Here is a 21,597-nt window from a genome sequence, read left to right on the forward strand (position 1 = left end):
ATGTTGGAACGTCGAACGCCCATTAAGGTAGAAGAAGCCATAGAATATCTTCTGAAGTACAAAAAGAAAGGCGCAGTCGAAACCGTGGAAATCGAAAAGGCATCCGGCAGATTCCTTGGGGAAAATCTTTTTGCCGATCATGATGTCCCGCTATTTGACCGCTCCCCATACGATGGGTTTGCGATAAGAGCCGAAGATACTACATATGCTTCGAAGGAAAACCCTGTTTCCATGGAAGTGGTTTCTGAAATAGGAGCGGGAAGTGTATACAATCAACCGATAAAAGAGAACCAGGCCGTACGGATCATGACAGGCGCACCGATTCCCGAGGGAGCGAGCGCAGTGGTCATGCTTGAATTAGTGAAGAACCATGAGGAAAACGGAAGAGCATATATCACCATAAACCGGCCATATAAAGAGGGGGACAATATTTCCTTCCGGGGAGAGGATACGAAAAAGGGGACGATCCTTGCTGAAAAAGGAACGTACATCAATCCTGGGATCGTTGCACTCCTGGCCACATTCGGCTATAAGGAAGTCCCCGTCAGCAGGAAACCGAAAGTAGGGGTCCTGGCGACTGGAAGTGAATTGCTTGAAATAGATGAACCCCTCGTACCCGGTAAGATCAGGAATAGTAATTCCTATATGGTTCTCTCCCAGATTGAACGGGCAGGGGGCGAAGGGATATTCCTGGGGCAATTGAGCGATGACTTTGACCTGTGCTTCGGGCATGTGGAAAATGCCCTTCAACAGGTGGATTTCCTGATCACGACAGGTGGTGTATCAGTAGGGGATTATGATTACCTTCCGGCTATTTATAAAAAGCTTGGGGCCAATGTGCTGTTCAATAAAGTGGGAATGCGGCCGGGAAGTGTCACAACGGTTGCTGAGAAGGATGGAAAGCTCCTATTCGGGTTATCCGGAAATCCATCTGCCTGTTATGTAGGTTTTGAATTATTCGTCCGACCCGTCATTCGCTTTTATCTACAGTGCCCCCATCTCTTTGTCAGAAGGGAAGAAGCCGTTCTCGGTAAAGATTTTCCAAAGCCTAATCCGTTCACCCGGTTTGTCAGGGGGGAAATGACGTATTCAGGAGGAAGCGTGTTTGCCTCGCCGACAGGTCTGGATAAATCGGGTGTCGTTTCCTCCCTGGCTTCCGCCAATGTCCTGATTGTCCTTCCGAGTGGAACAAGGGGATATGAGGAGGGAATGAGGGTGCACGTATTACTGCTGGAAGACCAGCAGGGAAGCGACCTGACCGGGTATTATTTTCAGAAGAATGAATCAAGTGAAGAAAGGATGCAGCTCCGTGAATGATGATTTATTTGTGATAACAGATGCCCCTATTTCTACAGAAGAAGTTTCGGCGAAAGTGGAAAGCAGGAACGCCGGAGCCGTAACCATTTTTTGCGGCACCGTCAGAGAATGGACGAAAGGAAGAAGAACCCTCTATTTAGAGTATCAGGCCTATAAATCAATGGCTGTGAAGAAACTTGCAGAAATCGGGGTGCAGGTCCAAGAAAAGTGGCCGGCTGCCAAGGTAGCGATTACACACCGGGTGGGAAGGCTCGAAATATCTGACCTGGCAGTGGTCATTGCCGTATCATCCCCCCACCGGAAAGCGGCCTATGAGGCCAATGAATACGTAATCGAACAGATTAAAAAAATCGTCCCGATCTGGAAGAAAGAACACTGGGAAGATGGCGAACAGTGGATAGGAGATCAACGCGGGCAGCAAGAATATCCGGACGGGAAACCAATGAAAGGAAGTGGAGCGGATGATTAAAGTATTCCTTTTTGCCCATCTGCAGGAAAGTGCAGGGCGACAAGAGGTGACGGTAGACCAGGGGGAACTCACCGTGAAAGAGCTGAAGGAACGGCTGATGGATGACTTCCACCTTCCTTCCTTAGATGGCGTCATGGTTGCCGTCAATGAACAATACTCCGTGGAAGATGAAGTGATTTCCTCAGGAGACGTGGTGGCACTCATTCCTCCAGTCAGCGGGGGATGATGGGGTTACACGACCGACGATGAAGAGAAGAAAGGAGATGATCCAATGCTAGAGGAGCATAGGAAGGCAGCGGCTGAAGCCGTGACATGTAAAGTGGTGACAGTAAGCGATACAAGAACGAAAGATACAGATAAAAGTGGAAAGCTTCTAATGGAATTCCTCCAACAATCAGGACATTCCGTCGCTGAATATGAAATCGTAAAAGACGATATCAGCACCATCACGGCTTCACTTGAAAAAGCGGTACATAATCAAGACATACAGGCAGTTTTATTGAATGGTGGAACAGGCATAAGCAAAAGGGATGTAACGATAGAAGCGGTGAAATCTTTACTGGATAAGGAACTGGTGGGCTTTGGTGAACTGTTCCGTTTCCTGAGCTACCGGGATGATATAGGCTCCGCTGCCATTCTATCGAGGGCGATTGCAGGGGTATCGGGTGACACGATCATCTTTTCCATGCCGGGATCATCGGGAGCCGTGAAGCTTGCCATGGAACAACTGATCATTCCCGAGATAGGTCATATTGCAAATGAAATGACAAAGGATTCGAGGTAGAAGGGAAACATGATGACTAAAAGGATATGGATCCTCATCACCATCTTACTCCTTGTAACCGGCTGTTCCCCTAAAGACCAGGACAAGGTCACCCTGACCATATCGGCAGCGGCCAGCCTGAAAGATAGTATGATGGAAGTGAAAAAGGACTTCGAGAAACAGCATCCCGGCATTCAGATCGTCTTTAACTTTGGCGGAACCGGCGCGTTAAGAAAACAGGTGGAACAAGGGGCCCCGAGCGATGTGTTTCTTTCTGCATCCAAAAAAGATTACGAAAGATTGATAGACCGGGGATTGATTGACTCAACCCTGGGAGGGTCGTTCTTAACAAACCGATTAGTGATCATCGCCCCTGAATCGAGCAGTGACCCAAGTCTTGATGCCCTTTCCCACTCCAAGGACAAGCTTGCCATAGGAAATCCGGCATTTGTTCCGGCGGGAAACTATGCGAAACAGGCATTGATGGGGATGGATAAGTGGGATGCTGTCAAGGATCAGCTCGTATTGGCCAAAGATGTAAGAGGGGTGCTTACGCTGGTGGAAAATCAGTCTGTGTCGTTGGGGATCGTCTATGCCAGTGATTTGACTGCAAGCAAAAAGGTGAAATCCATACAGTCGATCAGCTCTTCCTATCATTCGAAAATCGGTTACTATGCAGGAGTTCTGCAAAACAGCAAGCATCCAAAAGAAGCAGCCGTTTTTTACAAATTTGTCATTAGCGATAAAAGAAAAGAGACGTTTGAAAAATTTGGATTTACGAAAGGGTAATTTGTAAAGAAGTAGGTGGACATTCAAATGGAATCATTCTGGTTCCCTATCAAGCTTTCCCTTTTGGTCGCAGTGTCAGCAACCATTTTTACGTTCATTGTTTCTATAGCACTTTCACACAGGTTCTCCCGGATCAACTTTCGGGGAAAGACCGTTTTGGAAACCCTGTTCATGCTGCCGCTCGTATTACCCCCGTCCGTCGTTGGGTTCATTCTTCTCATCATGTTTGGGATCAATAGTCCAATAGGGAGAGGAATAGAAAAAGTAATGGGAGAAACGATTTTGTTTACCCCATATGCCGCCATCGTTGCCGCTGTCGTAGTGGCTTTTCCATTGATGTATCAATCAGCCAAAGCGGGATTTCTGAGCATAGATGGAGATATTGAGGATGCTTCAAGGGTGGATGGTGCTTCAGAGAGGAAGACTCTCATGTATGTTTCGATCCCGCTTGCCAGCAGATCCCTGCTGACCGGATCGGTACTCAGTTTCACAAGGGCATTGGGGGAATTCGGGGCCACTTTACTGTTTGCAGGGAATATCCCTGGGAAAACCCAGACCATCTCAACGGCCATTTATGTGGCCATTGAATCCGGGGAAGACAGTCTGGCGTGGAAATATGTCGGGATAAGCATTGCGGTTTCCTTCATCTTCCTGCTGTTGGTCAATCGAATCAACGACCGGCCCTGAAGAGCGAAGGCCAGAAGATTCATAGGGATCGTGTGTCAGAGATGATCCCGGTGGAAATCACCATTTTCCCCGCCCGATTTATTCAATAAGTAGGTCTGTCCAATGATCATACCTTTATCTACAGACTTACACATATCATACACACAAAGGGCTGTTGCCGTAGCCGCAGTCAAGGCTTCCATCTCCACCCCGGTGCTCCCTTTCGTTTTGACTTCGGCCGTTATATGTAACTCATAATCGGCATCACTTATTTCTTTCCATGTAAAAGAGATATTCACACTGCTAATGGGAATGGGGTGGCACATCGGGATAATGGCAGATGTTTGTTTTGCCGCCATGATACCGGCAACCTGGGCGACTCCAAGGACATCGCCTTTTTTAAAATCATGATTGACTATTTTTTGATGAATTTCCTGATTGACTTGAATGGAAGAGTGAGCTTTGGCCGTTCGGACGGTTTCCTCTTTGCTTGAGATATCAACCATTTTCGCTCTGCCCTCTTCATTAAAATGAGTAAAGTTAGACATTATGTTCACCTCTGTTTTAGTGTAATCGTAATTTGAACGAAAGTAAATTGCCCACTGCCGTAGCTAGTGTATGTGGTTCAGTAAATGGAAGTGAGGTGATGGGTGTGTTGGAGGATCTTTCGGTGATACAGGTGGTTGGTTTTAAAAATAGTGGGAAGACTTCCCTGGTTTGCAATATGATCCAATGGGCTGCTGAATCAGGGATTTCCGTTTCTTCATGCAAACATCATGGTCACGGTGGAAAGCCTGATGTGGTTGAAGGCACCGATAGTACTTTGCATCAGAGGGCTGGAGCAGCGATATCAGGTGTGGAAGGAGGTGGCATGCTTCAGCTCGCTATTTCAAAATCGGATTGGCAGCTTGATGACATCCTCTCAATCTATTCTTATATGAAAACGGATCTGGTTATAGTAGAAGGATACAAAAGGGAAGGATACCCCAAGATCGTTCTTCTTCGGAATCAGAGTGATCAACGAATCCTTCAGGAAATCGAGAATGTGGTTGCGGTGATAGCCCCTTTCCCGATTGAAGAGCAGAAGGTGACGATCGCTTATTTCTCAAATGACGGGATGAAGGAATTTGAAAAATGGTATCTTTCATGGCTTCAGGCATCTCTAAAAAAAAAGGAAAGGGGGTTTTGAAGATTCGTGATATCAAAATAGCCGGAGTCATCGTGGCAGGGGGACAATCCAGGCGATTTGGAAGCGACAAAGCTTTCTCTTTATATAAAGGGAAGCCGTTCTTCCAGCACTCGCTTCAGGCCGTTTCTTCCTTTGCCGATGAGATGATCATTGTGACAAGCTCAAGGTTATTCTCCCGATTTGAAGCTTTGCCAAATGTACACGTAGTAGAGGATGTGGACGAATTCAAAGGCTGTGGTCCTCTGGCTGGAATCTATACGGTCATGAGTGCATATCAAGCAGAATGGTACGCCGTACTTCCTGTCGATGTCCCGCTTGTGACGAGCAGCTTAGTGAATCGGCTGGTAAGTAAAGTGGATGAAAGGTATGATGCGATTGTTCCCGTCATTGGGGGTAAGCTCCAACCTTTGTTAGCCCTGTATCGGGAGTCTGTCAGGGAAACGATTTATGAACAGCTTGTTAATGAAGATTATAAGATGGGTAATATACTTAAAAGCCTCTCTGTCCTATATCTGACAGAAGAGGAAGTAGCAGAAAAGGAAGCCTTTCATAATATCAATACGAAGCAAGATTACGATACTTATATTAAATGAAAGTATGAAAACTGTAACTGGAGTGAGCATGCATGGACCATATCATAGACAAGAGAACCCGAACCCTTCGTGATTTGAGGATTTCTGTAACGGATCGATGTAATTTCCGGTGCAGGTATTGCATGCCGAAAGAAATTTTTGGAGCAGATTATCCCTTTTTAGAAAGAGAAGAGATTCTTTCATTTGAGGAGATCACCCGTTTAGCCGGCATTTTTTCTGAATTCGGTGTGGAAAAAATCAGGTTCACGGGGGGAGAACCCCTGCTTAGAAGAAATCTGCCCGAGTTGATTGAAAGCTTATTTAAAGTGACAGATATAAAGGATATCGCCTTAACGACAAATGGAGTATTCCTGCCGAAGTATGCAAAGACATTGAAACAAGCCGGCCTTACAAGAGTGAACGTAAGTCTGGATTCCCTGGATGATGAGGTATTTATGAAGATCAATGATGTGGGCAGGCGAGTAAAACCTGTATTGGAGGGGATTCGCGCTGCCAAACAGGAAGGCCTTGAAGTGAAAGTGAATATGGTAGTGAAAAAAGGCCTTAGCGACAATGAAATCATGCCGATGGTTCACTATTTTAAACAAGAAGGGATCACGCTTCGATTCATCGAGTTTATGGATGTCGGAACCACAAATGGCTGGAATTATAAAGATGTGATCAGCAAGAAGGAAATCCATGATCTTATAAACAGTCATTATCCATTGGAACCCGTGGAGCCCGGTTACGATGGAGAAGTGGCCAAAAGGTATCGGTACAGCGGGACAGATACAGAGGTAGGATTCATTTCCTCCGTAACGGAAAGTTTTTGTACCAGCTGCAACCGCGCACGGATATCCACAGATGGAAAGCTGTTCACGTGTCTATTTGCCGAAAGTGGATTCGACTTGAAGGCCATGATGCGGGGCAATGCTTCTGATGATGAACTGAAAGAAGCGATCAGAAGCGTATGGGAAAAACGGGATGATCGTTATTCTGAAATAAGAACGGAAGAAAGCCAGGCATCCCGGAAAATCGAGATGTCCTATATTGGAGGATAAATGAAAAAGCAAGGATTTCTCACCAAAGAGAAATCCTTGCTTTTTTAAAATGATCGAAGGGATCACTGATAATTGACGACTGCCGGACTCGGATCCATTTTCAGCACCTCTTCGGGTGTCAGGACCGGGAAATCCTTCTCATAGAAGACTTTGAAGGCGCCATACTGAGTCGGTTCATCCCGAACGTATCGGCCGTACAATGCCTGTTTATCAGCAGCTGCTCCCCAGCCATCGAAGTTGATGGCGACTTCGACGTTTTCAGTCGGTTTGATCGCATCTTTGTTCGTCAGCACGGGACCGGTGAATTGGTGGACGAGGACCAGTTTATCCGGTAGATCGTTTTTCTCCGCAAGGGCTGATATATACTCGATGGCCTCCTGGATTTCGCGGCCATCGACTTCGCCGAGATCCTCTCCGGGCTTTTCCCCTTCGGCAACGTGGAATTCCGTATCGATTGCCAGATGAACGTTCGGGCGCTTAAGCCACTTTTCAACCATTTTCACCTGATTCATCACCGTATCCGTTCCGAGTTGAATATCGAGCAATACGAGGGCATCATGCTTCTCGGCAAGCTTCACATACGTTTCGATATTTTCCTCAGACGTCATCTGCACATAATCACCGTCCGGACCGGGCGCATTCTGGGCCATGGTGGTAATCAATTCAATCGTCGGGACCGCTGGACGATCCGGGTCGAGATCGGAATAGACCTGGGTTTGTTCTTTCAGTTTCTTTATGTATTCTTCTGGTTCGTATTTTCCGAGAATCCCCATATGTTTGGATGCGGGCGTTCCATAGTAGGTCACCAGTCGATGATTCTTTAGTGGTCCGTCCGAGGGGTCTTCCACACCGTTTGCAAGTGTCTCACCAAAAGGTACCGTTCGTTGAGGGACCTCTTCCTTAGACTCTCCTTCAGGCGGTTGCTGTTCTTCTTCATTTGACAGTTTTTCCTTCAGGGACACTGCATCTTCAGCCGGTTCCAGCGGTTTGAAAGGTGGCTTACTCTCTTCCTTGCTTTCTGCGACCTTGTCTTCTTTAGGATTCTTTTCTCCTTTAGACTTCCCTTGTTCCGAAGTGGTTTCTTTTTTCTCCGGTTCTTTTGTAGCAGTGGGAGAGGAACAGGCTCCCAGTGCAAGTGTTACGGTTAACATTAGCGGCAAATATTTATTCATTGCCTCACACATCCTTTTTTCTTAGAAGATTATGGAGGAGTTTAACACATTTTCCTTTACAAGAAAGCTATGTAAACAAATTGATAGAAAGATTTAATCAGAAAAGCGCCAAGCCCTGACACATCCTTTGGACTTGGCACTTATTCTATCATTCTATCATCTCTACTGTACATTGGTTAGTCTTAGATTAAATCGATGGCTTGTGTTTCAGTTGCTGCCGGATGGAATACAGGGCTTTTTCAACGGTTTGTTTGTTCTTTTCCGTGATTTCCCCTTTTCTCGGTATCGGCTTATAGATATCGGGTGCATCTGTCCATTCCGTTGGTAATGTGACGCCTGCTTTCTCTTTCCAGCGTTCGACCCATTTAGATGGAAAAGAGGAGGCAAGATCCATCTGCCCCGTCATCTCCATCCAAATCATGCTCCAGGCACGTGGGACGACTCTCCATATGTCATAGCCGCCGCCACCAACGGCAATCCACTTCCCGCCGCAATACTCATGGGCAAGTTCATGGGCGATGCGGGGGATTTCACGGTAAATGTTCATGGTTGCCGAAAGATGGGTGAGTGGATCATAGTAATGGGCATCCGCACCGTTTTGGGTCAGGATCACGTCCGGCTTGAAGAATTCAATGACTTCCCGGAAGGACGTTTCATATGCCTCGAGCCACGATTCGTCTTCCGTGAAAGCGTCAAGGGGAATATTGAATGAAAATCCATATCCTTTTCCGTGACCGCGCTCATTGATATTGCCCGTTCCCGGGAAGAGATACCTGCCTGTCTCGTGAATCGACAGGGTGCACACATCGGGATCATCGTAAAAGGACCACTGGACCCCATCCCCATGATGGGCATCTGTATCGACGTACAATACCCGTGCCCCGTATTTTTCCTGTAAATAACGGATCGCCACGGAACTGTCGTTATAAATGCAGAACCCGGAAGCCTTACCCTTGAACCCGTGATGCAATCCGCCCCCCAAGTGGATAGCATGCTTCGCTTTACCGGTCATGACGCAGTCAACGGCCGTCAGCGTGCCGCCCACTAAATATGCACTTGCTTCATGCATACCTTGAAACATGGGGGTATCTTCTGTACCGATCCCGAATCCTTCTGCCTGATCTTGAGAAAGCTGGCCATTACTCGCTTGTCTGACAGCGTTTACATAGTTGGGATCATGATTAAGAAATAACTCTTCGTCTGTAGCCATCCGCGGAGGGACGATATCATCCGGTTGAAGAGCCTTCACTTCCTTTAAGAGGTCCATTGTCAGGGTGATCCGGGTCTGGTTGAAGGGATGCTCATCAGAGAACCGGTACCCCAGCAGTTCATCTGAATAAATAAAGACAGCATCCTTTGTCATGATGAGATTCCCGGCATGTTTGGCCATAACACGTCATATCCTTCTTTCTTTAGATCACTGATCACGTTCATCGGGTTCATCGTCCGCACCCGGAATACAAGGACTTTAAAGGATTCGTCTTTCTTATCAGGATAGACAAGGACACTTTGGATATTGGAATTATGCCGTCTGATGATGCCGGCCACTTCATAGAGGATGCCGGCTTTATGAGGGACCTTCACTTCAATCTGAGATCCGGGCTGATGTGCACCGGTCAATTGAATGAGGGTATACAAGAGATCGGTCTCCGTAATGATCCCTACGAGCTTCTTTTCCTTCAATATTGGAAGGCAGCTGATATGATGCTCATAAAAAAGGGCAGCGACTTCCTCTACGAAATCCAGTGGATGCCCCGTGATCACGTCGGTCTTCATAATGAATTTAAGGGGCTTCTGTAACTCGGAAGTAACAGATCCATCATGGAAAATAGAAGGTGTACCATCCTTCACGTCCCGGTCACTTACGATGCCGACGACCTCCATCTCGTCATTCGTGATCGGGATATGTTTGATTTTCTTTTCCCTCATTAAGTTTATGGCCGATTCAATCGTATCCTCCGCTTTCAATGTTTCGATTTTCGTTTTCATTATCTCTTCTACTATCACGCTCTCCACCCCTTTTAGAAACAGTCACGTTAATACATAAAACGATTCATGAATCGAAGCTGATCAAATTGCTGAATGGAATCTGAATCCACTCGTTTTCCGATTCTTGCCATTAAGCAGTTGGCCGGATGGGAACTGATTTCAGGGTCATCCGTTGCATAATATTCCAATCCGCCGGCGTTCATCATTTTTTCCATCACTTTCCGGTATTCCCATACGTTCAGGCCAGTCCCTTTGAGGTCCCAGTGCCAATAGTATTCGGTCGTAATGACGATATAATCTTCCATATGATCATCCATCATGGACACTTTTAATAGATTCTTCCCGACGGCCGCCCCGCGGAATTTCGGGATGACTTCGATGGCTCCAAGCTCGATCAGGTTCTCCATCTTTCCCTGTGACCACCGTTCGAGGGGATCAGGATATAAATATGTAACGTATCCGACGATGGTATGATTGTCCCTTGCAATCAAGATGCGCCCTTCCGGTAAACCGGCAATCTCAATCAGGGCCTTGTGCTGCTGGGCAGGAGGTCTGAAAGCAACCAGGTCTTCATGGAAATCAAGACGGGACAAATCCTCTGCCGAAATCGGACCTTCAATAATGATATTTCCTTTAGTTGTCTTTAACTCTGTTGCATTATAGGTTTTTTTCAATTTCATCTGGACACCACCTAAAGATATTCCTCCCTTCCATTATACATGAAATCGAAAACGAGAGAGCGCTTTCACAAAAAATTCAGACGTTTAGATTAGGATTGTTATTCTGAAATACCTATTAGTGACGGGGTTTTGAGGAGATATTGCACCAGAATCCAGTAGAAATACTTCATGGCAGATTTTTTAAAAAATTGAGAAAATATTCGTTTTATACTATAATAAGATTGTAATTTCTTACATAAGGGGGATACGGTATATGAAAGTGGAAGCGCTACCAGTGACAAAGGGAAACTATAATCTTGAAAACTATGAAAATACGTATGATTCATTCGATTGGAAAGACGTCGAGAAGGAATTTTCATGGGCGGAAACAGGTCGCGTCAATCTTGCGCATGAAGCGATTGACCGGCATGCAGTGTCTTTCAGGAAGAATAAAGTCGCTCTTTATTACCGAGATGCAGAACGTGATGAAAAATATACGTACTCTGATATGAAGAAGATGTCGAACAAAGCAGGAAATGTATTGAAGAGATTTGGGGATGTTGAGAAAGGTGACCGTGTGTTCATCTTTATGCCAAGATCACCGGAATTGTATTTCTCCGTCCTGGGGGCGATCAAACTCGGAGCCATCGTGGGACCCCTGTTTGAAGCATTCATGGAGGGAGCTATCCGGGATCGCCTGGAGGATAGCGAAGCAAAGGTTCTCATTACCACTCCCGAGCTACTTTCAAGGGTTCCTGTAAGTGAGCTGCCGAATCTGAAGCACGTCTTCCTTGTAGGAGAAGGTGTGGAGGAAGATGATGTACACGTAGACTTCATGACGAAGTTTGCTGAAGCAAGCGATAAGCTTCAAGTGGAATGGGTGGACCGGAACGATGGTCTGATCCTTCACTATACGTCCGGTTCCACTGGAAAGCCCAAAGGGGTCCTTCACGTCCATAACGCAATGATCCAGCACTATCAAACGTCTAAATGGGTACTGGACCTTCAAGAGGAAGATGTGTATTGGTGCACAGCGGATCCAGGCTGGGTCACAGGTACTTCCTATGGAATCTTCGGTCCGTGGCTGACGGGTGCCTCCAATGTCATTGTCGGGGGTCGTTTCAAGCCGGAGAACTGGTATAAAACGATTGAAGACTATGGTGTGACGGTCTGGTACAGCGCACCGACCGCTTTCCGGATGCTGATGGGTGCAGGGGATGAAGTCGTGAAACAATTCGACCTGAGCTCCCTCCGTCATATCCTCAGCGTGGGAGAACCATTGAATCCCGAGGTTGTCCGCTGGGGAATGAAAGTATTCAACCTGCGCATCCATGATACGTGGTGGATGACGGAAACAGGCGGTCAGCTGATCTGTAACTATCCAAGCCTTGAAATCAAACCGGGCTCCATGGGAAAACCATTCCCTGGTATCCAAGCCGCGATCGTCGATGATCAAGGAAATGAAGTACCGCCTTACCGGATGGGGAACCTGGCCATCAAAAAGGGCTGGCCATCGATGATGAATCAAATCTGGAATAATCCACAGAAATATGAATCATACTTCATGCCTGGCGATTGGTATGTTTCAGGGGATTCCGCTTACATGGATGAAGACGGATACTTCTGGTTCCAGGGACGGATCGATGATGTGATCATGACTTCAGGAGAAAGGGTAGGTCCTTTCGAGGTGGAAAGCAAGCTTGTTGAACATCCGGCTGTCGCTGAAGCGGGTGTAATCGGGAAGCCCGACCCGGTCCGCGGTGAAGTCATCAAAGCATTCATCGCCCTTCGTGACGGATACGAAGTGACAGACGAGTTGAAGGAAGAGATTCGCCAATTCGTGAAAAAAGGACTCGCTGCCCACGCGGCACCGAGAGAAATCGAATTCCGCGACAAACTTCCTAAAACACGAAGCGGAAAAATCATGCGCCGCGTATTGAAGGCATGGGAGTTAGATTTGCCGACAGGTGATTTGAGTACGATGGAAGACTGATGGATAAGTAGTATGAACCCCTGCTCTTTGTGAGTGGGGGTTTATTTGTTAGGTGCAAAACGGTTAATCGCAGACCGATTCTAATAGCGAATCATCAGCTAAACTTCCACAGCATAATTCACAGTGAAAAAGCCTTAGAGGTGCAAATACCTCTAAGGCTTTTTTCTTTTGTCCATGTTCAACAAAGGAGGATAAAGCCAATTTGATAATTAAGCGGAGGAATTCCGCTTAATTATCAAATAGAACTGAAATTACCTTAAATAGACGGAAAGATTCCGACTATTTACTCGAAAAACGTGAAAATGGTTAATATTTCTTTGCTTAGTCGGAATACCTCCGCTTATATCCAGAATAAAGCTCTATTCTGAAGTCTTAACCGGAGAATCTCCGCTTATTCAGACCATCAGTAGTTACTCAATTAAGACATCGTGAAACAAAAAAAAGAGGGAGACGTCATAACGACGTTTCCCTCTTTACAAACAAGCACTAGTTCTGCGCTGGTGGTGGCTCCGGTTCTGTAGGTGGTTCGGTTCCGCCTCCGTCACCACCGCCATCATCTGCAGGAGGTGGTGGCTCCGGCTTGTCCGGTTTATCCGGTTTTGGCGGTGGATCGGCTGGTTTGTCACCAGGTGGTTTCGGATCTGTACCCGGTTTTTCAGGCTTAGGATCCGGTTTCGGTGCAGGCTTTCCGATCTGGACCGTATTGGACCTGCTGGACTCTTTGCCGGCTACATCGACGGCAACCACGTAGAAATCACCGTTTCCGACGGATACTGCTAAACTTGATCCGGATTTGACGCTTCCGACTTTTCCGCCGGATGTGCGGTATACTCTGTATCCGACGACATCGCTGCTTGCGGATGGTGTCCACGTAATTTTGTTGCCGTTTCCGCTTGCATTGACGGTTCCAGGAGCAGCCCCGTCATCGGAAATCTTGTTCTCAGCGATAAGAACATTTTTAAATCGTTCGTCCCCATCCGGAATGAGTTTATCGGGATCCCCAGGGACAGCACCGAAGATATTTTTCACAAAGTCAGGGTTCAGGATGACACCCGGCTGTGAAAATTCTGCCGGTGTATTCGGTAATGCCAGGTATTTCTTTCCATTCACCATTACGTATCGGCTCATTAGCAAGCTGTCATCCGTTTTGGTAGGAACGTATTTTGCATTAAATAAATCACTTTTAACAAGTCCCGCCTGGCTGCATGCTTCGGATGGAAGCAGTCCGGAGATGGAACAGAAGGATCTTCTGACGATTCCTTCCGGCTGTTGGAAGGAGGCATCAGGGTCTATCAGATCGGGAGCCAGGTCCCTGACATCATTCAGCAGATACGACCATAAGCGGATGTTACGCAAGCCGTAATGCCCATATCGTGCACGGGATCCCGGCGTGTTCAGTGACGAAGGTGTGTCATAACCGAACCAGGTCCCGAAGGTGATGCTAGGATTCGTTGCCACGAACCAGTGATCTTTGTAATCCTGACTCGTTCCGGATTTCCCGGCCCAGTCTGAATCAAAATTCAGGAAGGTCTTCGCATAGCGTCCTGTACCAAGATTATGATCCAGGGTATCTCTCATCATATCGATTGCTAAATAAGCGGTTTGCGGACTGAAGACATCCACCTGCTCTGTCTTATGTTCAAAGACGACCTCGCCATCCTTGTCGACGATCTTGTCAATCATGAACGCATCGATGAATTTTCCTCCATTGGCAAAAGTGGTGTAGGCATTCACATTTTCTTCTACCGTGACACCCGTCGTCGTCGCCCCTAGAGTGAGCGACAGGTTATTGTCATATCTGCTTGAAAGGGACTCGAAGCCCATCTTCAACAGAAACTCTTTAAAAGGATTCCGGTTGTAAATATTCGCATACGTCCTGACGGCTGGAAGATTCAATGATTCTGCCAGGGCAAACCTTGCAGGGAAAAGTCCGCGCTCCCTGAACGAATAGTTTTCCGGTTTCCAGCCATTGATGTTGACGCCCACATCAGGAATCGGTGATCCCGGTGAGATGTACCCGTATTCGAGTGCAGGTCCGTAAGCGAGCAAAGGCTTCATGGTAGATCCGTTTGATCTGTGTGACTGAGTGGCATGGTTGATTTGTTCCAATTTAAAATCCCGGCCGCCGATGAAGCTGATGATGCGGCCCGTTTTGTTCTCGATCATCACGGCGCCGACTTGAACCGGCTCTTCGATTTCTACTTCTTTCCCTGTGTCAGGGTCTTTTACTGTTCTGGTTTTGGTAGGACCGTACATATCATACGCATCTTTAGTTTTCTGCATTTGGTCATAGATTTTCTTGTTGATGGTCGAATGAATTTCATACCCGCTTTGACGGACATTGCGGTCAGCAAGCGTCTGGTACTTATCTTCAAGTTCATCATTATTTTCGAGATCCTGTTCGGAATATCCATCTTCCTTGGCAAGCACATTTTTCATGATCTCCACTGCCCTGCTTTCAAGTTCGGCAGTGAGCCATGGATATTGCTCCCGAGGTGATGGCTTAGGTTTTACAAAGTCCTTTGAGATGTCATAAGCAACGGCATCGTCATATTGCTTTTTCGTGATGTAACCTTCCCGGTGCATCCGGTAGAGGACCGTGTTTTTTCGGCTCATCCCGGCTTCGAGATTCTCTTTGATTTCCCCATTATTCTTGAATGGCGTGTAAGAGAAGGGTGCCTGTGGAAGTCCTGCGATGAAGGCTGACTGAGGCAGGGACAAATCCTTTGCATCCACTCCGAAGATTCCTTTGGCAGCCGATTGGACGCCAGCGATGTTTTGACCGGATGAGTTCCGTCCAAGAGTCGCTACATTCAGATACGCTTCCAGTATTTCATCTTTATCAAAGAATCTTTCCAGGCGAAGAGCGAGAAGGATTTCTTTCGCTTTTCTTTCAAATGATACTTCATTCGTGAGGATCTGATTTTTGATCAGCTGTTGGGTGAGTGTACTCCCGCCCGATTGGTTAGATGAATTCATGAATTCCTGCAGGACGGCGCGCATGATCGCTTTCGGTACGACACCGTTATGTTCGTTGAAGTACTCATCTTCCGTGGCAATGACGGCATGCTGTAGATCTTCTGAAATATCTTCAAGCTTCACTTCTTCACGTTCCAGGTCGGTCCGGAGTTTTCCGAGATACACGTCATCAGAGAAGTAAAGTCGTGAGGTTTCCTCGTAGTTGTAGATGTCCTTTTTCATTTGGTCATAAGGACGGATCGGTTCTTCCTTCACGAGTGAAGCGAAATAACCCGCTCCGACTCCTCCTGCAAATGCGAATCCCAGTACAAAGATGACGACCAGGATCAAAGACAGGTTCCAGAATACACCGTATGTAATTCTTGCTCGTTTTTGTAGTCTAGTATTTGAAAAGAACCTGATTGCAGGGTCTAATTTTTCACGTAATATGTTCCATTTTTCCTTCATATATCATTCCCCCCAGAACATTCCCATTATAGCATAATTCCAGGAAGGCTGTCGTAAAAAGTCAAATAAAATGGTCTTTTATCATGCGTTTAGTTGACTATTATTTTAGAATATGGTAAAAACCTAATATAGCGAAATGAATGTTGATCCGGCATATAGTCGGATTTCTGCATGAAATATAAATGTAAAACGCAATGAGAGGAATAAGTAGTCTGCCTTCCCTGTTACGAAGAGAGTCAGTGGGTGCTGTGAACTGACACAAAAGGCCGATGAATTACATCCTGGAGCTTTTGCCGTGAACACTAGTAGCGGCAAACGGTGAGAGCCGTTATTTCGAATGAGTGAAGGATGATATTCCTTAATTTGGGTGGTACCGCGCGACAGCGTCCCTGCATATATGCAGGGACTTTTTTGTTGTCAGCTTGTTTATCAAAAGGAGGAAATAAAGATGGATTTACTAAAGGACTTGGAATGGCGTGGGATCACGTATCAGCAAACGGATGCGGAAGGCTTGAAGGACGTATTGAATAAAGAGAGCATTTCCATTTACTGTGGAATCGATCCGACAGCGGACAGCATGCATATCGGGCATCTGCTTCCATTCCTGACGCTTCGCCGTTTCCAGAATCAAGGGCATCGTCCCCTTGTACTGGTTGGAGGGGCAACAGGTTTGATCGGTGACCCGAGTGGTAAGAACGAAGAGCGTAAACTGCAGACGGTTGAAGCGATTCAGGGAAATGTAGCGAGCATTAAAGTGCAGCTCCAAAGCATTTTCGATTTCGAAGGGGAAAATGGTGCAGTGATGGTGAATAACTATGACTGGATCGGAGCAATGGACGTTGTCACATTCCTTCGTGATTTCGGTAAGCATGTGGGTGTGAATTACATGCTGGCGAAAGATACGATCTCGTCCCGTCTGGAATCGGGTATTTCGTTCACTGAATTTACGTATACGATTCTGCAGGCGATGGACTTCAATCATCTTTACGACAACTACAATTGTAAGCTGCAGATCGGAGGCAGCGATCAGTGGGGGAATATCACGACCGGCCTTGAATTGATCAGACGTACACATGAGGAAGAAACGAAGGCATTCGGTTTCACGATCCCACTTGTCACGAAAGCGGACGGAACGAAATTCGGGAAAACGGAAAGCGGCGCGGTATGGCTCGATCCGAAGAAGACGTCCCCATATGAGTTCTACCAGTTCTGGATCAACGCGGCTGATGCCGATGTGGTAAAATACTTGAAGTATTTCACATTCCTTTCTCATGAAGAAATCGAGGCACTCGCTGCGTCGGTTGAAACAGAGCCTCATCTTCGCAAAGCACAAAAGACGCTTGCCGAAGAAATGACAAAGCTGATCCATGGAGAAGAAGCCCTTGATCAGGCGATCCGCATCACTCAAGCGCTATTCAGCGGTGACATCAAGTCATTATCAGCTTCTGAAATTCTGGAAGGATTCAAAGACGTACCATCCTTTGAACAATCCAAAGGGGAAGAAATCGGGTTGATCGATCTCCTCGTCAATGCAAAAATCTCGCCTTCCAAGCGTCAGGCACGTGAAGATGTCGGGAACGGTGCGATTTACATCAACGGGGAACGTGTAACGGACCTTCAGCATGTAATGGGCGAAGGGGACAAGATCGAAGGACAATTTACGATCCTCCGACGCGGAAAGAAGAAATATTTCAGAATTCAGTACGTATAATAGAATATACAATCTATCAGCGCGGTATCCGTTTCTCTTATTTTGGAGCGGGTGCCGTGCTTTTTTAGTTAAAAATATACACAAAAAAACACTGCCCATAAAAATGGACAGTGTCTCTTTCATAAAGATTAACGAGAGTAGAACTCAACGATAAGAGCTTCATTGATTTCAGCTGGTAATTCAGAACGTTCAGGAACGCGTGTGAATGTACCTTCTAATTTGTCAGCATCGAAAGTTAGGAATTCAGGAACAAAGCTGTTCACTTCCATCGCTTCTTTGATGATGTCAAGGTTGCGTGATTTTTCACGAACTGAGATTGTTTGACCAGGAAGAACGCGGAATGAAGGGATGTCTACGCGAGATCCGTTCACTGTAACGTGACCGTGGTTAACAAGTTGACGTGCTTGACGGCGAGTACGAGCAAGACCTAAACGATAAACAACATTATCCAGGCGGCACTCAAGTAGCGCCATGAAGTTTTCACCGTGTTTACCTTGTAATTTGCCAGCTTGGTCAAATAGGTTACGGAATTGACGCTCAGTTACTCCGTACATGTGACGAAGTTTTTGCTTCTCTTGAAGTTGTAAACCGTACTCAGAGATTTTTTTACGTTGGTTAGGACCATGTTGTCCAGGAGCGTAAGGACGCTTTTCTAATTCTTTACCCGTACCGCTTAGAGAGATTCCAAGACGACGGGATAATTTCCAGCTTGGGCCAGTATATCGAGCCATGAATGACTCCTCCTTTATTGTTTTTATTTTGTTGTAAAATAAAAACACCTGTGAATAAACAATTATGTGCATTTTGTTTTCATGTACCTTCGCCCTAGCAGCAGAGGGTTACAAGATACACCTCAAAGTGTAGAGGAACAAAATACGAGCATAAAGGACTTCACTGAAGCTGCATTATTTTACACAAAGAATATTATATGATGCGAGAGATTAGAAGTCAAGGAAGTATTTTATAGATTCTATAAAAGAACGATCTCGATTGCACAAACAAAATAGTCCATAAGTCATTTGTTGTGATATAATGAAAGTTGAAAATTATGTTAAATAGGTGAGCAGATTTGCAGGAATCAAAGAGAGATAAACTTCTTCGATATCTATTGATCGGTATCTGTCTGCTTGTCGTATTGAGAGGTTTCCTTTATTCCTCCACATCCGAAAAAGCCGGGGAGATGAAACCCGCCATTCATGCCGAAGTATTGTCCAGGGGAGACGAACATCATAACCCTGTCATCGCAGTGGCAAAGATGGTAGAAGAGCAGCCGGTGCTTGTCATATATGAAATTGATCAAAAAAACCAATATTACTTTAAGGTATTACATAGTGTGTCGTTACATAATCCAGTGAAAATGCTTGGCGTTACAAAGGAACAGAATGGGATCTGGGTCCAGTTAGAAGAGAAGAAATGGATACTGTTTTCCGAATCTTTGGAAGTTTTACAGGAGCGTGATAGTGCTCCTGATTCCGTCATTTCTAGCCGGCAGTCCTTTCATATTCAGGAAGACACCGGATTCATCAGCATTCCTCAGGGTGCTGTTGATGTGCAACTGGATCTTACAGACAAAAGCGGGGAACCGAAAGAAATCCATTCCTTATCAGGAGACGATTCAGTATGGCTGGTTGTCTTTCAGAAGGAAATGGTACTGGCCAGGAGCCGGTGATGTAATTTGCTTCACAAACCTTTCAGGTGTGGGTGAGAAAAATGTACGTTATCCAACATGCATTGCATGAATACAAGTCAAAGTTATTCGATTTAATATATGAAGAAATGTCAGCAGACGCAGATCATTCCGTTCAATTGCAAAAGTGGCTGACGGTTGTAAAGGATTGCCTGGAAATCGATCAGGCATTTTTGTATTTTTATACTGATTCTACCTATTTCCTTTACCAGCCACATCAGAATGGTAGTGCTCCCCTCACACTTGCTGAAGCGTCAGAGGAGTATATCCTCGGTCCTGTCCTGATAGAAAAGGAAGACCTTTCTTCCATTAAGTTTCACTTTACGAAGAGTGATGGAAGTCCTTTGGCGATCCTCCAAGTGAAGACGGAGGATTCGAGAGGGTGGGTCGATGAAAGCTGGCTTCATTCCTTTTGGAAGGCAAGCAATCAGTTTTTACAGCATACAGGCGGCATCCAGACCGTCCTTGAAGACGAGAGAAGATATAGAGAATTATTCAAAGTGACAGAAATCTTCCATTCAACGAGGGATGTTCATACGCTCCTTGTACAGATCATCGAGACGTTGAAACAGGTATTCCCGATTGATGAGTTCCGTTTGTTATTGTCCAATGACCGGTATGAATTCGGCGAACTGCCCATCAAGAATTTCGATTTTGACCGTGCCACTGAATCGGCCATGCAGGCATTTGTGAATGGAAGCATTGAGTCCGGCGAAGAAGATATCCTTTATGCACCTTTAAAAGGGAAGCAGGGGATCTATGGGGTCCTTGAGGTGAAGTCCGTTTCCCATGATACCTTTACAGATCAGAAGATCGAGTTCATCCGCCTCTTAGCATATACAGCGGGGAGTGCCCTGGAGAACGCCAAGCTTTATGAACAGTCGAAGAGGCTCATCACCGATCTTCAGCTCATCAATGAAACGTCCCATCAATTAAACTTAAATCTACGTTTAACTGAAACGGTCCTGTTTTTAAAGAAACAGATTAAGCGTTCATTCCAGGCATCCGCCATTGGGTTCGTCCTCCTTCAAAAAGGGGAGTATACCATTCTGGACGAAAGCTCCCCTGTGTTCTTTGAAAAGATCGGCAGGAGTTATATTTCATACGTTAAGAAGCGGATTGAAGAGGAGAAGGACTCCATCTTTCTGGGGGATGTCAGTGATCGGTTTGAAGAAGCGACAGCCTATCCGTCGATCATGGCTGCTCCCATGGTTCAAAATGAAGCACTGATCGGATTCTGTGTGGTCCTCCATAAAGAACCGTATATGTTTTCATTTGATATGTACAAGCTGCTGCAATCGTTCATCCATCACTCCACCCTGGCCATCACCAATGCCACCCTGCGTGAAAAACTGGAGCATATGGTCATCACCGATCACATGACCAAACTGTTTGCCAGGAATTACTTGGATGATGAAATGGAATCGTCCATGAATAAGGATGAACTGGGTACACTGCTCTTGATCGATATCGACGACTTCAAATCCATCAACGACAACTACGGTCATCAAATCGGGGATGAAGTCATCATAGAAGTGTCGAATCTCATCAAGGGGATCGTCAGCCATTACGGATTCGTCGCAAGATGGGGAGGGGAAGAACTGGCCGTCTACCTGCCATCACTTGGTCGTAAAAAAGGGATGGAAATCGCAGAACGCATCATCAAGGACGTCCCATTGAAAACCGACCCTTCCGTCACCCTATCCTGCGGACTATCCATATGGAGAGCAGAAGATGAACACTGCCCCAAATCCGTCAAAGAACTAGTCAAAAAAGCCGACGAAGCACTTTACCTGGCCAAGAATAACGGAAAAAACCAGGTTGTGAAGGATTGTCAGTAAAACAACTTTTTTAAAAAAATCAACAGGATGAGCCGATATGGTTCTTCCTGTTTTTTATTTTGAATGAATTTTCCAGAATCTGATATGAAGCGGTATAACTTGAAGGTGTTGATAGGCAAATCTTCTTTGTGGGAAAAGTTGGGGATTTAACTTTACTAATTATGCATAACACAGGCTTGTAAGTTGATTGGAGCGGAAGGTGCTCGACTCCTGCGGGAAACGCTGGACAGGTGAGACCCCGCAGGCGAAGCCGAGGAGGCTCACCGCCAGCCCCGCGGAAAACGAGCACCTGC

The 21,597-nt window shown here is 46.1% G+C and carries 20 protein-coding genes and 1 other annotated feature; of the genes, 13 read left to right on the forward strand and 7 right to left on the reverse strand.

All coding sequences use genetic code 11. The features are described 5' to 3' along the window. The 6 genes from AM506_RS13300 to modB are packed head-to-tail and all read left to right on the forward strand — an operon-like array spanning position 1 to position 4,025. The gene (locus AM506_RS13300; RefSeq protein ID WP_152968604.1) at positions 1-1,317 is read left to right on the forward strand and encodes a molybdopterin molybdotransferase MoeA; all 1,317 of its coding nucleotides are present in this window, start codon (positions 1-3) and stop codon (positions 1,315-1,317) included. Further along, positions 1,310-1,786 carry a molybdenum cofactor biosynthesis protein MoaE gene (locus AM506_RS13305; RefSeq protein WP_235576114.1) on the forward strand — a complete coding sequence of 159 codons (477 nt, stop codon included), beginning with the start codon at positions 1,310-1,312 and terminating at the stop codon, positions 1,784-1,786. Before AM506_RS13300 ends, AM506_RS13305 begins: the two co-directional genes overlap by 8 nt. Then, positions 1,779-2,012 (forward strand): molybdopterin converting factor subunit 1, encoded by a 234-nt coding sequence (gene moaD / locus AM506_RS13310; protein WP_060672971.1) that lies wholly within the window; start codon positions 1,779-1,781, stop codon positions 2,010-2,012. Before AM506_RS13305 ends, moaD begins: the two co-directional genes overlap by 8 nt. 45 nt (positions 2,013-2,057) lie before the next feature. Then, a complete protein-coding gene (locus AM506_RS13315) occupies positions 2,058-2,570 on the forward strand; it encodes a MogA/MoaB family molybdenum cofactor biosynthesis protein (protein ID WP_060672972.1) in 513 nt (170 codons plus the stop codon). A 12-nt stretch (positions 2,571-2,582) separates the two neighbouring features. Further along, positions 2,583-3,338 (forward strand): molybdate ABC transporter substrate-binding protein, encoded by a 756-nt coding sequence (gene modA / locus AM506_RS13320; RefSeq protein ID WP_060672973.1) that lies wholly within the window; start codon positions 2,583-2,585, stop codon positions 3,336-3,338. 27 nt (positions 3,339-3,365) lie between these two features. Further along, positions 3,366-4,025: a molybdate ABC transporter permease subunit gene (gene modB / locus AM506_RS13325; RefSeq protein ID WP_060672974.1), complete on the forward strand. Its 660-nt coding sequence runs from the start codon at positions 3,366-3,368 to the stop codon at positions 4,023-4,025. A 35-nt stretch (positions 4,026-4,060) separates the two neighbouring features. On the opposite strand, the gene moaC is transcribed toward modB, so the two are convergent. Then, on the reverse strand, positions 4,061-4,552 hold the full coding sequence (moaC, locus tag AM506_RS13330; RefSeq protein ID WP_060672975.1) for a cyclic pyranopterin monophosphate synthase MoaC: 492 nt from the start codon (positions 4,550-4,552) through the stop codon (positions 4,061-4,063). Positions 4,553-4,674: 122 nt separating this feature from the next. Between moaC and mobB the strand changes: the two genes are divergently transcribed. Genes mobB through moaA form a run of 3 tightly spaced genes read left to right on the forward strand, consistent with a single transcriptional unit; the run spans position 4,675 to position 6,826 of the window. Beyond that, the gene (mobB, locus tag AM506_RS13335; RefSeq protein WP_160316879.1) at positions 4,675-5,193 is read left to right on the forward strand and encodes a molybdopterin-guanine dinucleotide biosynthesis protein B; all 519 of its coding nucleotides are present in this window, start codon (positions 4,675-4,677) and stop codon (positions 5,191-5,193) included. Continuing rightward, positions 5,190-5,786 (forward strand): molybdenum cofactor guanylyltransferase, encoded by a 597-nt coding sequence (locus tag AM506_RS13340; RefSeq protein WP_160316880.1) that lies wholly within the window; start codon positions 5,190-5,192, stop codon positions 5,784-5,786. The genes mobB and AM506_RS13340 overlap by 4 nt, the downstream gene beginning before the upstream one ends. A gap of 32 nt (positions 5,787-5,818) precedes the next feature. Beyond that, entirely contained in the window at positions 5,819-6,826 is a 1,008-nt protein-coding gene (gene moaA / locus AM506_RS13345) for a GTP 3',8-cyclase MoaA (protein ID WP_060672977.1), read from the forward strand. Positions 6,827-6,888: 62 nt separating this feature from the next. Here moaA and AM506_RS13350 read toward each other — a convergent pair whose 3' ends face one another. From AM506_RS13350 to AM506_RS13365, 4 genes are all read right to left on the reverse strand, one after another. Continuing rightward, complete coding sequence (locus tag AM506_RS13350; RefSeq protein ID WP_060672978.1) at positions 6,889-7,998, reverse strand: hypothetical protein; 1,110 nt, start codon at positions 7,996-7,998, stop codon at positions 6,889-6,891. 187 nt (positions 7,999-8,185) lie between these two features. After that, complete coding sequence (locus tag AM506_RS13355; protein ID WP_060673013.1) at positions 8,186-9,361, reverse strand: acetoin utilization protein AcuC; 1,176 nt, start codon at positions 9,359-9,361, stop codon at positions 8,186-8,188. Then, entirely contained in the window at positions 9,358-10,005 is a 648-nt protein-coding gene (locus AM506_RS13360; protein WP_060672979.1) for an acetoin utilization AcuB family protein, read from the reverse strand. The genes AM506_RS13355 and AM506_RS13360 overlap by 4 nt, the downstream gene beginning before the upstream one ends. Positions 10,006-10,034: 29 nt before the next feature. Further along, complete coding sequence (locus AM506_RS13365; protein ID WP_060672980.1) at positions 10,035-10,667, reverse strand: GNAT family N-acetyltransferase; 633 nt, start codon at positions 10,665-10,667, stop codon at positions 10,035-10,037. A 253-nt stretch (positions 10,668-10,920) separates the two neighbouring features. On the opposite strand from AM506_RS13365, the gene acsA reads away from it, so the two are divergent. Beyond that, positions 10,921-12,639: an acetate--CoA ligase gene (gene acsA / locus AM506_RS13370; protein WP_060672981.1), complete on the forward strand. Its 1,719-nt coding sequence runs from the start codon at positions 10,921-10,923 to the stop codon at positions 12,637-12,639. A 486-nt stretch (positions 12,640-13,125) separates the two neighbouring features. On the opposite strand, the gene AM506_RS13375 is transcribed toward acsA, so the two are convergent. Continuing rightward, positions 13,126-16,065, reverse strand: coding sequence for a transglycosylase domain-containing protein (locus AM506_RS13375; RefSeq protein WP_060672982.1), 2,940 nt, complete (start codon positions 16,063-16,065; stop codon positions 13,126-13,128). A gap of 185 nt (positions 16,066-16,250) precedes the next feature. After that, positions 16,251-16,459 (forward strand) — a binding site (T-box leader). A gap of 54 nt (positions 16,460-16,513) precedes the next feature. Here AM506_RS13375 and tyrS point away from each other — a divergent pair. Continuing rightward, positions 16,514-17,776, forward strand: coding sequence for a tyrosine--tRNA ligase (gene tyrS / locus AM506_RS13380; protein WP_060672983.1), 1,263 nt, complete (start codon positions 16,514-16,516; stop codon positions 17,774-17,776). A gap of 128 nt (positions 17,777-17,904) precedes the next feature. Here tyrS and rpsD read toward each other — a convergent pair whose 3' ends face one another. Continuing rightward, the gene (gene rpsD / locus AM506_RS13385; RefSeq protein ID WP_034765742.1) at positions 17,905-18,507 is read right to left on the reverse strand and encodes a 30S ribosomal protein S4; all 603 of its coding nucleotides are present in this window, start codon (positions 18,505-18,507) and stop codon (positions 17,905-17,907) included. Positions 18,508-18,845: 338 nt separating this feature from the next. On the opposite strand from rpsD, the gene AM506_RS13390 reads away from it, so the two are divergent. Then, positions 18,846-19,445, forward strand: coding sequence for a hypothetical protein (locus tag AM506_RS13390; RefSeq protein ID WP_060672984.1), 600 nt, complete (start codon positions 18,846-18,848; stop codon positions 19,443-19,445). 41 nt (positions 19,446-19,486) lie between these two features. Further along, a complete protein-coding gene (locus AM506_RS13395) occupies positions 19,487-21,304 on the forward strand; it encodes a sensor domain-containing diguanylate cyclase (RefSeq protein WP_060672985.1) in 1,818 nt (605 codons plus the stop codon). Positions 21,305-21,597 lie beyond the last annotated feature (293 nt).

Source organism: Rossellomorea vietnamensis, from assembly GCF_001305855.1.
GTDB lineage: Bacteria > Bacillota > Bacilli > Bacillales > Bacillaceae_B > Rossellomorea > Rossellomorea vietnamensis_A.